Here is a 14,897-nt window from a genome sequence, read left to right on the forward strand (position 1 = left end):
GGCACGGAGATCTCGTGGGCCGTTAGTTCTGTCCGTTCGCATGCGCCGTGCGCACCTCGGCAGCGGACGGGACGCCGTCCTGAGCACCCGGACGCTGAACGGCGAGTGCCGCTGCCACTGAACCCCACCGGGCGGCCTCCACGAGCGAGTCGCCCAGGGCCAGGCGTGCCCCGAGGACGCCGACGAAGGTGTCACCGGCACCGGTGGTGTCCACCGGAGTGACCGGTACGGCCGGTACCCGCGTGTGCTCACCGCCCTCGACCACGAGGGAGCCTTCCCCGCCGAGGGTCACCACCAGCGATCCGACCCTTGCGGCAAGAAGGTCGACGGCGCCGTCGAGTCCCCGGTCCGGCGCACCGAGCGCGACGGCCAGGTCGGCGGCCTCGTGCTCGTTGACCACCAGCACGTCCAGCTGCGCCCACATCGCCTCCGAGAGCGGCTGCGAGGGTGCGGCGTTCAGCACGAACACCGCCCCCTCCCGGCGGGCCTGTGCGGCCGCGAGGACAACGTCGGCGTCGATCTCGAGCTGGGCGAGCAGCACGTCGGCAGCCCCGATCACCTGCTGCTGGCGGGCATCGAGCGCGGTGAAGTCGGCATTGGCGCCCCCGACGACGACGATCGCGTTCTCCCCGTCGTCGGCCACCGAGATCAGGGCCGTGCCGGTCGGCTCGGTCGACTGGGCCACGACGCTCATGTCGACTCCGGAGCCGGTGAGCGACTCCCGCAACGCCTGGCCGTCCCCGTCCGAGCCAAGCGCGCCGACGAACGCCGTCTCGACGCCACCAGCACGGGCGGCCGCCACCGCCTGATTGGCACCCTTGCCGCCGCCACCGCGTGCGAAGGATCGCGCCAGCAGCGTCTCCCCCGGCCCGGGGATGCGCGGTACTCGTGCCACCACGTCCATATTCGCCGAGCCGACCACGACGACGCCCATCACTTCTCCTTCTTCCTCCGACTGCCGTACCGGGGAAGACTACGCCGGAACGCACGCACCACCCGCCCGATGACGGATACTGGCACCAGAAGCCGGGGCTTGGGAGGGAGGCACGATGACGCTACCGATGGCTGCCGTGGTCTACCACCCGGAGAAGCTCACCGGTGAGCGCTGGCGGCGCATCGTGGCACGTGAGGAGCGGCGCGCTGGGTGGGGCCCGTCCGTCTGGGTGCCCACCCATGCCGATGACGACGCAGCCTCCCTGCGTAGGCGCCTGGTCGAGGCGTCCGCCGGCGAGGCGGACGTGGTGATCGCTGCCGGCGGTGACGGGACAGTGCGGGCCGTCGCGGAGATGCTTGTCGGCACGGACCAGCCGCTCGGGGTGTGGCCGGTCGGGTCGACGAATCTGTTCGCCCGCAACGTGGGCCTGCCGGTGCTGGACCAGGTGGCCGCGCTCCGTGTCTCGTTCTCGGGGATGCACCGGCGGGTCGACACCGGTCGGGTGAGCGTGGACCTGGCAGACGGGGACCGCACGAGCAGGACCTTTCTGGTCCTGGCCGGTTTCGGTGTGGACGCCCAGATGGTGGTGCACACCTCCAGCGAGGCGAAGGCACATCTGGGGTGGCTGGCCTACGTGGCCGGGGTGACCCGGGGTGTCACCCGCCCGGACCGGCTCGACGTCACGCATTCCCTGGACGGCGCAGCGCCGCAAGAGGCCCGGCTGCTCACCTTGGCCATCGCCAACGGCGGTGCTCTGCCGGCCGGGCTGGTGCTGCTGCCGGACGCCGAGGTCGACGACGGCGAACTGGACGTCCTGATGCTGCACGCCGATGATGCGCGCACCTGGAGTGAGGTCGCGTCGTGGTTCGTGCAGGAGAACTCGCTGGTACGTCAGGTTCGCCGACGGACCGGCAAGCGCCGGCCGTTGCGGACCGGCGAAGCGGTCCAGCTGCGCCGCACCAAGGACGTGCGGGTCGTGCTGCGTCGACCGGAGCACTTTCAAGTGGATGGCGAGTACCTGGGCAAGGTCGTCGCACTGCACGCGCAGGTGCAGCAGGCGTCGCTACTGATCTGCACGTAGGCGGGCCACCGAGGAATCTGGCGGGCCCGAGTACTGTGCCTGTCGTCCCTGGCGCACAGGTGGTGCCGACCCGACCGAGTCGGCACCACCATGCTGCGGACGGATCAGCCGTGACCGGGCCGCTGGTGTCGTCTGATCATCAGCACTGCGGCCCCGCTCACGAGCAGCCCCAGGGCAACGAGGCAGAGCAGCATCGGCACACCGACCCCGGTCTCGGAGAGCTCACCGTCCGTACCGGAGCCGTCCGTCTGCCCGCCATCTCCCGGGTCGGCGCCGCCGTGCCCATCTCCCGGGTCGGCGCCACCCTGCCCATCACCTGGGTCAGTGTCACCCTGCCCATCACCTGGGTCAGTGTCACCCTGCCCATCACCTGGGTCAGCGTCATCCTCGCCCGGGCTGCCCGGCTCGGTGGGTTCCGGATCGGGAGCCGGATCCGGCAGAGCCGCCAGCGAGAACACCGTGGTGGCGCTGCGCGACACGTTCCCCGCAGCATCTGTCACCTCGGCGAACCACGCGTGCCGGGCCTGCGGTGCCAGATCAGCGACGATGACGTCCGCAGCATCTGTGCCGACAACCGTCTGCGCCTCACCCACTGGTGTCGGTGCGCCGACGTCCAGGCTGAGCCCGCGCGCGCCGAGGGTGCGGTGATCGCCAGCACCACCGAGGTCGAGCTCGAGGACGAAGTTCTCCGAGTCGTCACCGTGGAACCCAGGCACGTCCTCCGAGGAGATGGGGGAATGCCAGCGCCCGTCCGAGGTCCATGAGTCCAGCCACGGCGAGTACGTGTTCACGTACAGAAGACCGTTCTCCGCATCCACACTGAGGTTCTTGTAGAACTCGTGACCACCCCACGGGCGCGTCTGGTAGTCGGTGAGCAGACCGTAGGACGTGGTGCCGTGATCGGTCTCCCGAGCAGCCACATAGCTTCCGGAGTTGTGGCCGGCAAGCACGAGCGCCACGTTCGGGTAGGGATCGACGAGTTGATCGTTGATCCGCGGGTTCGTGTACGGATCGTTCGCGTCACGGGCAAACATGTAGTCGTGCGTGGCCAGGATCACCGTGTGTTCGGGATGTGCTTCGATGACTTCCCTCGCCCACTGGATGCCCGGGTCATCGTCGGTGTTCGCCGACCAGTAGCTGAGCGCGAGGAACAGCAGCTGCGCCCCCTCCATCTCTGCCGTGTAGTAGTAGTTGTCGATGTCGTAGTGCCCACCGAAGGTGAAGGGCGTGTCCTCGACGTTGTCCTGGAAGCGGGACATCGGAAAGTACTGCTGGAGCATCAGGCGACCGTTGCGGTCCTCGGAGTAGTCGTGGTTGCCCCACGAGACCATCAGCGGGATTCCAGCCTCCTCAAGTGCACGGGCTGAAGGTTCCGCGTCGCTCCACTGGTACTCGTCCCGCAGATACTCACGGTTAACCCAGTCACCGGCATGGATCACGAGTTCGGTCTGACGTTCGTCGGCGTTGTCGACGAGGTGCTCGAACATCTCGGTCATCATCCACGGCGTGGACTCGGCGTAGAGCTGGGTGTCCGGCACATGGCTGAAGCTCCAGTCGAAGTCGGAACGGTCCGGGTACTGCTCGTGCACGCGGTCGCCGAACGGCTCAGTCACGAGACCTCGCCAGATCAGCACCTGGAGCTCAGCGTCGGGCCCGACGGCGTTCTCCGTCGCGAGGGCGGTGATGTCCAGCGAGACCTCACCTCCGGAGATGTCCGCTTCACTGTCCTTCACCAACCAGCTCCCGGCCGTGTGGTCCCACACCCAGGCGGAGATGCGACGGTCGTCGCCGGTTCCGGTCCAACTGAGGTGGAAGGTCTCTTCGGCAGCCTGCTCTGGGGTCAGCGCGATGGAGTAGATCTGGTAGGGATTCGCATCCTCGCCGACCGTCTCCGGGAGGAGATCTTGTACCGCCTCGCCGGACTCGGGTGTCAGTGACGTGGGCACCCGGTCCTCGGTGGCACCGGTGCGCACACTCACGTTCGCCTCGGTCAGGTCGACCGCCTCGTTCATGAAGAATCGCGCCTCAACGGGCTCACGATCGTCGCTGCCCATAGTGGCGCTCAGGCGCACCTCGTCGGTGGCGGCATTGACCCGCTCGGTATCCACCTCAGGCTGTTCCGGAGCCGCCGTGTCGGTCACACTGAGGGAAACGGTGGCCCCCGCCGTATCGTCCCCGAGTGCCGCCACCAACGAGACATCCTGCTCGCCAGGCAGGTGGACCGGCACGTCGAGCATGAAGATGCCCGCCTCGACGGTCTCCTGGAAGACGATGCGATCTCCGACGGTGGCCGTGATCTCGGCTCGGTGGGAGAGCGCACCGGTGATCGGAACGAGCCCGGCCTCGATCTCACGGTCCGGGGCGGCGCTGTCAGCGATCAGGGACAGCCCGTCCTGCGAGCGCTCGGTGCGTTCGCCGTGACGGACGGCGTCTCCGAAGTAGTTCGCATAGCGGAACCGCTCGAACTCGGGCAGAACGGGAGCACTCGCGATCTGCACCTCCTCGATGGTGCCGTGGAACGGCGCGACGAGCGAGTCGTCCTCTGCCGATAGCGCACCGATAGTGGTGAGGACGCCGAAGTCGCTTCGCGTCGGCCGACGTTCGGCCATCGTCTCGTACTGCTGCACGCCGTCGACGAACACCGCGTAGGTCATGCCGTCATAGAGCTGGGTGACCAGGTGAGGTTCGCCGTCGGCCGGAACGGTGGCCGTGAACTCCGAGGAGCCCAGGGTCGTCCGCACCGCCCCTTCTCCCCCGCTCAGCCGTTGCAGGAACGCCGACGGTGTGTCGCCTGCCGGGTCCTCCTTGGCGACGATCGTGCCGTCCTGGCCGCCCGCGAGGACATCCTCGTCGGTGAACGAGTAGATGCCGCTCACGGAGATGGTCTGATGCCCCCCTCCCACGTTGCCCGGGTACTGCAAGAGGGATCCCTCGAAGCGGCTTGCGAGCGCCCCACCCGCAGTCGCCTCTGCGCTCAGATCGGCCCCGAACAAGGTGCCGGTGTGCTGCCCGGTGGAGTCGACCCGGGTCTGGCCCGCCGTCGTGGTCCCGTCGAAATGCTCGACGAGCGCGTAGTCGGCGCTCCATACCTCGGTGGGGTCGTTGCCCTCATCGCCGCCGCTGAAATAGGCCCACAGCACCGCGACCGAGCCGGCGGCCAGTCGCGGCATCCGCACCCAGATGGTGCTGGACTCGCCCGGATTCCAGTGCTCCACCTCATGGTCGAGGAAGGCGCCGTCTGCTGCGGCGAAGGCGAGTTCGTCCGCGGCGACGTCTGGGGTGTCGGCGATGGTCAGCCGCACGGGTACATCACGGAAGTCGCGCGCGGTGTCGTTACGGACGGTGATCGATTCGCGCGCAGTTGCCTCAGGGTCGGCCCACGCGAGGGTGGTGCCGTCGGTAGAGACGAGCCCACGCAACTCACGCAACCTCAGTTCCGCCGCCTCCAGTCGCGCGAGGTCGAGCACATCCCGTTGGCCGCTGGTGAGGGCGTCGACGGCGTCCCTCGCTGCCTCGACGAGCGCCTGGTCGTCGAGCGTGACGCTCTCGGCGGCCGGGAGGCCCGCGATCAGCCCCTCGACACCCGTCAGCTGGCGGTCGATGCCGAACCCTTCGGAGAGCCGAGGCTGACCTCCGTCGGTGATGTTGTACACCTCGACGGTCAACCGCTCCTCGGTGACGTCGACGGCGGTGAAGGTCTCGGCCGTCCCGGCGCGCGGCGTGCCGAGTCGGTCGAAGAGCCGCAGATAGGACTCCAGGTCGAAGATCTCCGCCTCGGCGATCTGCGCGTAGTGCTTGGCGCCCGCTGTGTTGGGCATGAAGTAGAGCGTCCCGTCCGGATCGACGGTGTACTCGAACCGGTGCCCGTCGACGATCTCGGTGATGACCGAGGTCTCCACCGAGCTCGCGAACGCCGTGCCGTCAGGATCGTAGCGAAGCACCTCAGTGCGCGACATGTAGTGATCGTGGCCCTGGAACACGAGGTCGATCCCGATCTCGTCGATCACCGGAACCAACTTCTCGCGCATCGCGTGGATCTCGGCGTCGGTCGCGTGAGTGCCTGCCGTGTAGGGACCCTTGTGCATGACGAGCAACAACCAGTCGGCGCCGTCTGCGCGTGCCGCCTGGGCCTCCTCGCGCAGCCAGCGGAGCTGGTCGTCGGAGATCCCTTCCTCGGGATCCTCGTTGGTATTGAGAACCATGAAGTGAGCGCCCTGATAGCGGTAGGCGTAGTAGGCGCCGGTCTCGGTGCTCTGACCGTTCGGGGCCTCCAGCGTGAAGTGATCGACGAAGGAACTGTTCCGGTCTTCATGGTTGCCCGCAGCCGGGGCGATGGTGGTGGCGAGCAGGCTGTCCTGCGCGGCGCCGAGCATGTCGGACCAGTCATCCTCGATGTGACCGTCCTGCACCACGTCGCCGTTGTGCACCATGAACTCGGCCTCGGGCACGGTCGCCAGAGCGTGGCGCAGCGTGGTGGCGGCCAACGTCGCTTCCTCTTCGGCCTTGGCCTGAGTGTCGGTCAGGTCGACGAAGGTGAAGTCCTCGCTCCCTGACGTCGGAGTCACGAACTCGCCGGTGGCGGCCCATACCCCGGTGAGCGAGTCGCCGACGCGGTAGTAGTACGTGTTGCCGGGCACGAGGCCGTGGGCGACCGCCGAGTAGTGCAACTCGTCGTGGCGTGTCGTCGCCTGGTCTGCCGTGACCTGGAAGGTCGACTCCCCGACGGGGAACGAGGGGTCGGTACTCAGCAGTACCGCCGCGTCATCGGTGTCCACGGTCTGATACCACGAGAACCCGCGCTGCGTACGCGGGTCGCCATAGAAGGTCGTCGTGATGCGGTTCGGGAGCTCCTCGGGTGCGGTGTGCTTGATCGACGCGGTGCCCGTCTCCGGATCCCACCGCCAGTGCTCCACGAAACTCCAGCCGATCTCGTCGTAGGTGCTGCGCAGAGCGAGATCATCGGCGCTGACGTCGATCCCGTGCCGTCCGCGCTCACCGGGGCCCGTGACGGTCTCGCCGCCGACCGTGGTCTCGACGTTCGCCAGGTTCTCGACGGCATCCCATCCATCTGCACTGACGTCACCGAGCACGCGGCCACCGTCGGCATCCGTGACGGCGCTACCGAGCACGATGTTCCGGGTCACCTCGGCACCCGCATGCACAGTGGCGACCACGAGGCCGGACGACTCGGTTCCGGTGACCTCTCCGTGGACGAGGAGGGTCGAGATCAGGGCGCCATCACCGGCGCGGGCCACGGCCGCCGCTGCAGTCGCAGCCGCGACCGTGGCGTCGACCTCATTGAAGGTCACGTCCGCGTGCTCTGCGGTGGCCGCGAGGCCGCCTGCCAGCGGAGAGGATGGGGCGTCGATGGTGACGTCGACCGAGATCATCTCAATGAGGGCACGCTGTGAGGCGGTACCGGCAGCGTGCACCGCGACAGCCGCGACGGGCTCGGTGCTGTCGCCGACGACCAGATCGTCGAACTGCATGTTCCGGATGGTGCCTGTGAGCGTCCGCACCAGTCCGAGCGAGTCGTGCGCTCCGCTCGGGGCGTATCGAAGACCGGAGATGGTGTGACCCTGACCATCGAGCACCCCCTCGAAACGGTCGATTCCGGTGAAGGGGTCCTGACCGGAGAAGTCGAGGTCGCTGGTGAGGACGAATCGCCGGTCGCCCTCGAGCGTGGCGTCGCCTCCGTTGAGGCCATCGGCGAGCATCTGCAGGTCAGCAGGGCTGTGGATCTCGAAGGGAGCTTCGTGTGTACCGGCGCCCAGGAGGTATTTGCGATCGGGCACGGGGTGGCCACGGGAGACGTCCCACGTCCACTGGCCGGAGAAGTCCCAGCCGAGTGCCTCGTAGGTTGCCTGTTGGGCGAGTTGCTCGGCGCTGGTGTCGCTGCCGTGCATGTTGCGCTCACCGGGGGCGTCCGGCAGCTCTCCGGCGACCAGGATCGTCTCCCGCGCGAGGTTGTTCTCGACCTCGAATCCGTCAGCGCGGTGAATGGCGACCACGCGGCCGGGTGCGATCGCCAGGCGCCCACCGCGATACGTGACCTCGCCGCCGTAGAGCACGTTGTCGGTGATCCGGGTCGTTCCGACCACGCTGCCGCCACCCTGGTAGGCGACCACCATGGCACCGTGTGCGCGTGCCCCACCCGAGACGACGGTGGCATCGATCAGGTTCCTGCTGATCTCGGAGCCGTGCCGGGCGTAGCCGACGACAGCGGCGGGGTAGCGGGCGCTGTCGAAGGTTCCCGTGACCCAGTTGTCGGTGACGACGGCGCCCTCCGCCCTGGCAGCGATAGCTGCCGCGTACTGGCTGCCGGAGATGAGGGTGGCGTCGAGCACCGAGTTGCCGTCAAGCACGGCGCCGTTCACGGCATCGAGTGCAATTCCCGCCACGCGGACGTTCCCGCGGTCGGTCACGCGGAGTCCATCGATGGTGAGGTCGCGGACAGTGCCGCCATCCAGCGTGTGGATGAACCCGCGCTGAGGGTCACCGTTCGCGCTGTCACGAACGGCGTAGTCGCCGATGCTGAAGATCTTGTGCCCCGCTCCGTCGAACACACCGCTGAAGTAGTCGATGCCGGCGAACACGCCACCGCCGAAGTCGATATTCGCGGTGAGACGCACATGTGCACTGCCGTAGGTAGCCATGTCGCTGTTGATCGCCTCGGTGACGGCGATCAAGTCCTCGGCGTCGGCGATCTGATAGGGATCGGCCGCGGTACCCCGTCCGTCCACGCCCGTGAGCTCTTCCCCGGGCTCGGGTTCGGGCAGCGGCTCGGGTTCGGGAAGGTCGGCGCCGGTCCCGGAGAGCGCCGGCACCGGACGTTCACGATCCTCGTCCCACCGCCAGGTGTCAGGGAAGAGCCAGCCCAGCCCTTCGTACGTGGCTTGTCGGCGCAGTTCCTCAGCGGTGATGTCCTCGCCCTGACGGTTGTGCTCGCCAGGCGTCTCGGGGCGCTCCCCGGCGACCAGGATGGAGTCGGCGGCCACGTTGCGCTCGGCCACCACTCCGGGGCTCCGGATGACCCCGACCACCCGAGCAGGATCGATGCCGCTGTCTCCCCCGCGGTAGGTCACCTCGCCCCCGATCAGGATGTTGTCGAGGATCTCCACCTCGGATTTCGAGGTGTCCGAGTAGGCACCGGCGTATCCGAGCAGCATCGCACCGTGGGCGCGTGACCCACCCGAGACGACGGTGGCGTCGACCAGGTTGCGTTCGATCTGGACGTCGTATCGTCCGTACCCGACCACAGCGCTCGGGTACCGCGCGGAGTCGAAGACGCCTTCGATCGCGTTGTCGACGATGCTGACGCCGTCTTGTGCGTTCGTGGTGATGCCGGCCGTGTACTGATGCCCGGATACCAGAGCGGCGCCGAGGATTGCATTGCGTTCGATGCGGGTCCCGCCCGTGGCCACGACGGCGACACCCGCGACGCGTGTGGCCGCGGTGGTCTGCGCACTGACGCCGTCGAGGGTGAGGTCGTGGACGACGGCGGCGTCGAGTTCACGGAACAGACCCAGCTCGCTGCTCGTCGCGCCCGGTCCGTAGACGATGTCGCGGATGCTGTGCCCGGCACCGTCGAGCACACCGGTGAACCGGTCGATGCCACCGAACTCCTGCCCGGCGAAGTCGAGATTCGCGGTGAGTTCGAGATGCGCATCGATCCAGGCGGCGTCACCGGTATTGATCTGGTCGGCCACTGCCACGAACTCGGCTGCCGTCTCGATGAGATAGGGCGAGTCAGCGGTACCGTCACCCTCGACATCGTCGAGCGGGTCGGCTGCCGCGGCGGGCGTGAGAGCGCCCATGACCAGGCCAGCAGCGAGTGCCAGGCCGATCGCGGAGGAGGCAAAGCGGGGCATCGAGATCTCCACGGCGCCGGCCACGACGTCGCCCACGCGCTGGTGATCGGCGCGACAGGGTGCTGGAGTGCGCGGGCAACCCCGGTAGTCAATACAGGGAAGATGTCCGGCGCCCATCCGCCTGGTATACGGGTGGCGAACACTTCGATGGCAGCCTGCGATTCACCCTCGGCGACGCCCGCCACAGCGCCAACTCGTCAGCGCGTGGCGGACCGGAAGCCGCGCAACCGCAGGCTGTTCGTCACCACGAATACCGAGGAGAACGCCATCGCCGCGCCGGCGATCATCGGGTTGAGCAGCCCGAGCGCTGCCACCGGGATGGCCGCCACGTTGTAGGCGAACGCCCAGAACAGATTGCCCTTGATGGTGCCCAGGGTACGACGGGAGAGGCGGACCGCATCGGCGGCGGCCCGCAGGTCGCCGCGCACGAGGGTAATGTCGCTGGCCTCGATCGCAGCGTCCGTTCCCGTACCCATCGCCAGTCCCAGGTCGGCGGTGGCGAGAGCGGCGGCATCGTTCACCCCGTCACCGACCATCGCGACCACCCGGCCCGACTCCTGCAGGCGCCGCACCTGGTTCACCTTCTCCTCGGGGAGCACCTCGGCGATGACCTCCTCGATCCCCACCTCGGCCGCCACCTGCTCGGCGGCGCGCCTGTTGTCGCCTGTCAGCAGCACGGGGGTGAGGCCGAGCCCGCGCAGCATCCGCACAGCCTCGGCGGACGTCTCCTTGACGGTGTCGCCCACCTCGATGAGCCCGCGCAGCACGCCGTCGGCACCGACGGCGACAACGGTCGCCCCACCCGTCGATGCCTGTGCGACGGCAGCGCCGAGACCGGTGACATCCCATCCTTCGTCGGTGAGCACCGACGGCCGTCCGACGAGCACGGTCGTGCCGTCCACCGCTCCGCGCACGCCTCGCCCGGCGAGGTTCTCGAAGTCGGCGACGGCGGGCAGTTCGCCCAGCCGTTCCTGCGCCTCCCGCGCCACGGCCGCTCCGATCGGGTGCTCGGAGGCGTGCTCGACGGCGCCGGCCAGACGCAGCACCTCCTCCTCGCTGGTGCCGGCGAGTGGGTGCACGCTGCGCACCGCCATCGCGCCCGTGGTCACGGTGCCGGTCTTGTCCAGCACGACCGTGTCGACGGCGCGGGTGGACTCGAGCACCTCAGGGCCGCGGATCAGGATGCCGAGCTGGGCGCCTCTCCCGGTACCGACGAGCAGCGCCGTCGGGGTGGCCAGCCCGAGTGCGCACGGGCAGGCGATGATGAGCACGGCCACCGCCGCCGTGAACGCGCTGGCAGGTTCGCCCGAGACGGCCCACCACACGATCAACGTCGCCAACGCGATCAGAATGACGATCGGCACGAAGACCGCGGAGATGCGATCGGCGAGCCGCTGCACGGCCGCCTTGCCGTTCTGCGCTTCCTCCACCAGCGCGGCGATCCGGGCGAGCTGGGTGTCCGCTCCGATCCGGGTCGCACGCACCACGAGCCGGCCGCCCACGTTCACCGAGGCACCCACGACGGCGTCCCCCGCCTCCACTTCGGCCGGCACCGATTCTCCGGTCAGCATCGAGACGTCGACGGCGGAGCGCCCCTCGATCACCTCACCGTCGGTGGCGATGGTCTCACCCGGGCGGACCACGAACTCGTCCCCGACGGCCAGCTCACTCACCGGGCGGCGGATCTCCCGACCACCGTGCCGGATCGCGACGTCCTTGGCGCCCAGATCGAGCAGGGCTCGCAGGGCCGCACCGGCGTTGCGGCGCGCGCGCAGCTCGAAATACCGGCCGGCGAGGATGAAGGTGGTCACGCCGGCTGCCACCTCGAGATAGAGGGCACCGGAGGGGTCGGCGGATCCGAGTGTGAAGGAGAACGGGTGCGTCATCCCGGGGTGACCGGCGGTGCCGAAGAACAACGCCCACACCGACCACGCGAACGCCGCCGAGGTGCCCATCGAGATGAGAGTGTCCATCGTGGCGGCGCCGTGCTTGAGATTGGTCCAGGCGGCACGGTGGAAGGGAGCAGCTCCCCACACCACCACCGGGGCGGCCAGCACGAGGGAGAGCCACTGCCAGTTCGTGAACTGCAGCGCCGGCACCATGGCGAGCACGATCACCGGGACCGAGAGCAGCGCGCTGACGATGAGCCGGTGACGCATCGCGGCGAGACTGTGCGGGCCGGCCTGCTCCTGCTCCTCCTGCTGCCCGGCCGCACCTGACCCGGCGGCTGAAGCTCCGCCGTCGGGGGTTCCGGGCGCGTGCATCTCATGGGCGCTGTATCCGGCCTGCTCGACTGCTGCGATGAGCTCGGGGACGGTGATGCTCGGCGGGTGGAAGATCCGGGCCTTCTCCGTGGCGTAGTTGACGCTGGCGCTCGCTCCTGCGAGCCGATTGAGGCGCTTCTCAACCCGTGCAGCACACGAGGCGCAGGTCATCCCGCCGATCCCCAGCTCGATGCGCTGTAGCTCGCCCTGCGTCTGGTCAGTGGTGCTCATCGTTGTCTCCTTCACAGCCCCAGGATACCTCTAGGGGGTATGGAGAAGATACCCCTAGGCGGTATGGTGTGCAAGGACTGGACAGTCGAACACGGGAGAACGAGATGGCACGCGCGAGCGATGGCGACGCAGGGGCGGGCGACCACAACCACTCCCGCGAGAACCGTCGACACCACGACCACGCCGTCACCGCGACACAGGCGAACCGGCGCCGGCTCCAGCTGGTGCTGGGCATCACACTGACGGCGATGGTCGCCCAGGCGCTCGGCGCATGGATCTCAGGATCCCTCTCACTGCTCGCGGACGCCGGGCACATGCTCACCGACTCGGCGGGCGTGGCGATCGCTCTCGTCGCCGCCCACCTGGCGACGCGACCTCCGACGCAGGCGAAGACGTTCGGGTGGCAGCGGGCCGAGGTGCTTGCGGCGATGATCAATGCGATGGTGCTGTGCGCCGTCGGGGTGCTGGTGATCCGCGAGGCGTTCACTCGCTGGGGCAGCGAACCGGAGATCCAGACCACGCCGATGCTGGTGGCGGCCGTGGTCGGAGCCGTCGCCAACCTCGTGTCCTTGCTGCTGCTCACGAGTGCACGCGGCGAGAGCCTCAACATGCGCGGCGCCTATCTCGAGGTCTTCGGCGATCTGATCGGCTCCGTGGCGGTGATCGTGGCGGGCGTGGTGATCATGACCACCGGCTGGACCCGGGCGGACGCCGTGGCCTCCTTCGCGATCGGCCTGCTGATCCTCCCTCGCGCCCTGGCACTGCTCAAGGACGTGGCAGGAGTGCTGCTCGAGTCGACCCCGCGCGGGATCGATCTGGACACGGTGCGCAGGCACATCACCGACCTCCCTGCCGTCGAGGACGTGCACGATCTACACGCCTGGACCATCACGAGCGGGGTACCGGTGCTATCGGCACACGTGGTGATCGATGTGGGCGAGGCATCCGGCACCGAGCGCGCCCAGCTGGAGTGCGACACCCTGGACGCCCTGGCCGAGTGCTTGGAGGGGCATTTCGACGTCGCCCACTGCACCTTCCAGCTTGAACCCGCCGGGCACCTGCGCCACGAGGGCGCGGTTCACGCCTGACGATGCATGTCCGGCCCTGCTCCGCCTCACACGCTCAGAGCCGCCCTGTCTCGATTCCGTGGGCGGCGCCGACTGCTGGGTTGACGAGCCGTCCTGCAGTCACGTTCACACCGGACGCGAGCGCCGGATCGGCATCGACGGCACCGGCCCAGCCGGCGTCGGCGATCGTCAGGGCATAGGGAAGGGTGGCGTTCGTCAGCGCGATGGTGGAGGTGATCGGAACTGCTCCGGGCATGTTCGCCACGCAGTAGTAGAGCGACTCATGCACGGCGAAGACCGGGTTGTCGTGGGTCGTGGGCCGGGACCCCTCGAAGCATCCGCCCTGATCGATGGCGATATCGACGAGAACCGACCCTGGTCGCATCGTGGCCACCATCTCGTCAGTGACCAGGGTGGGTGCGTGTGCCCCGGGGACCAGCGCCGCCCCGATGACCAGGTCGGCCTGACGGATCTGCTCAGCAATGATGTACGGACTGGAGCGGGCGGTCTGAATCCGGGTGCCGAATCGATCGTCGAGCGACCGCAGCCGGGGAAGGGAGACGTCGGCGATCGTGACGCGGGCCTGCATGCCGACCGCGATCGTCGCCGCCTGCTCGCCGGCGACACCGCCGCCGATGATGAGCACCTCACCGCGCGGGGTACCCGGAACTCCGCCCAGCAGCTGGCCCCGGCCACGGTGGGGACGCATGAGATGGAAGGAACCGACCTGGGTGGCCAGACGTCCGGCAACCTCGCTCATCGGCGCCAGCAGCGGGAGCGCCCCACCCGGCATCTGGACGGTCTCGTAGGCGATGGCGGTGGCACCGGAGGTGAGCAACGCCCGGGTCAGTTCCTCATCAGCAGCCAGATGCAGGTAGGTGAAGAGCGTCAGCCCCTCACGCAGGTAGCCGTACTCGCGTGCCACCGGCTCCTTCACCTTGAGCACCAGGTCGGCCCACTCCCAGACCGCGCCCGCCTCGGTAGCGATCTCGGCTCCCGCGCGCTGGTAAACCTCGTCGTCGAAAGCGGATCCGAGTCCGGCGCCGGCCTGCACCCGTACCTCGTTCCCGTGGCCGACCAGTTCGTGGACACCGGCCGGGGTGGCCGAGACACGGTACTCGTTGTTCTTGATTTCAGAGACGACACCGACGCGCATCAGCACTCGCTCTCCGGCCCGGGGTGGTGGGCCTATGAACTCGGGCGCCCAGGTCCGGGCACTGACAGCGTCGCACCGGGCCCGCTCCAGCGCCACCGCAGGCAGGTGCTGCCTCGCCCTGAGCAGTCTCGCCCCTGCCCCGGGTGCGGAACACCCCCCTGCGGCGTTCCGCACCCGGGCCGCTCACGAGCGGCAGTGCGGCGAAGGAACCGCGCGCACATGGAGTACGACCCCGGAGGAGGGCATACGTCACGCACCCGTGAAGTGATCTGCCTCACATCGCAGGCAGATCA

General features: G+C 68.6%; 6 protein-coding genes. 2 read left to right on the forward strand and 4 right to left on the reverse strand.

Annotated features, from left to right (window positions below; genetic code table 11):
* Positions 1-22: 22 nt before the first annotated feature.
* On the reverse strand, positions 23-934 hold the full coding sequence (locus FV560_RS08260) for a ribokinase (protein WP_235020004.1): 912 nt from the start codon (positions 932-934) through the stop codon (positions 23-25).
* 115 nt (positions 935-1,049) lie between these two features.
* Here FV560_RS08260 and FV560_RS08265 point away from each other — a divergent pair, with 115 nt between their 5' ends.
* Entirely contained in the window at positions 1,050-2,015 is a 966-nt protein-coding gene (locus tag FV560_RS08265; RefSeq protein WP_159621043.1) for a diacylglycerol/lipid kinase family protein, read from the forward strand.
* Positions 2,016-2,119: 104 nt separating this feature from the next.
* On the opposite strand, the gene FV560_RS08270 is transcribed toward FV560_RS08265, so the two are convergent.
* Positions 2,120-9,886, reverse strand: a complete 7,767-nt coding sequence (locus FV560_RS08270; protein ID WP_159621044.1) for a purple acid phosphatase family protein — start codon at positions 9,884-9,886, stop codon at positions 2,120-2,122.
* A gap of 197 nt (positions 9,887-10,083) precedes the next feature.
* Positions 10,084-12,381 (reverse strand): heavy metal translocating P-type ATPase, encoded by a 2,298-nt coding sequence (locus FV560_RS08275; RefSeq protein WP_159621045.1) that lies wholly within the window; start codon positions 12,379-12,381, stop codon positions 10,084-10,086.
* A 104-nt stretch (positions 12,382-12,485) separates the two neighbouring features.
* Between FV560_RS08275 and FV560_RS08280 the strand changes: the two genes are divergently transcribed.
* On the forward strand, positions 12,486-13,469 hold the full coding sequence (locus tag FV560_RS08280; RefSeq protein ID WP_159621046.1) for a cation diffusion facilitator family transporter: 984 nt from the start codon (positions 12,486-12,488) through the stop codon (positions 13,467-13,469).
* Between the two features lie 34 nt (positions 13,470-13,503).
* On the opposite strand, the gene ald is transcribed toward FV560_RS08280, so the two are convergent.
* Positions 13,504-14,604, reverse strand: coding sequence for an alanine dehydrogenase (gene ald / locus FV560_RS08285; RefSeq protein WP_159621047.1), 1,101 nt, complete (start codon positions 14,602-14,604; stop codon positions 13,504-13,506).
* Positions 14,605-14,897: the final 293 nt, after the last annotated feature.

Source organism: Ruania rhizosphaerae (assembly GCF_009805705.1).
GTDB classification, from domain to species: domain Bacteria; phylum Actinomycetota; class Actinomycetes; order Actinomycetales; family Beutenbergiaceae; genus Ruania; species Ruania rhizosphaerae.

Bases quoted from the DNA above. Each gene is read 5' to 3' on its own strand.
- FV560_RS08260 (WP_235020004.1), bottom strand. From the start codon at position 934: ATGGGCGTCGTCGTGGTCGGCTCGGCGAATATGGACGTGGTGGCACGA.
- FV560_RS08265 (WP_159621043.1), top strand. From the start codon at position 1,050: ATGACGCTACCGATGGCTGCCGTGGTCTACCACCCGGAGAAGCTCACC.
- FV560_RS08270 (WP_159621044.1), bottom strand. From the start codon at position 9,886: ATGCCCCGCTTTGCCTCCTCCGCGATCGGCCTGGCACTCGCTGCTGGC.
- FV560_RS08275 (WP_159621045.1), bottom strand. From the start codon at position 12,381: ATGAGCACCACTGACCAGACGCAGGGCGAGCTACAGCGCATCGAGCTG.
- FV560_RS08280 (WP_159621046.1), top strand. From the start codon at position 12,486: ATGGCACGCGCGAGCGATGGCGACGCAGGGGCGGGCGACCACAACCAC.
- ald (WP_159621047.1), bottom strand. From the start codon at position 14,604: ATGCGCGTCGGTGTCGTCTCTGAAATCAAGAACAACGAGTACCGTGTC.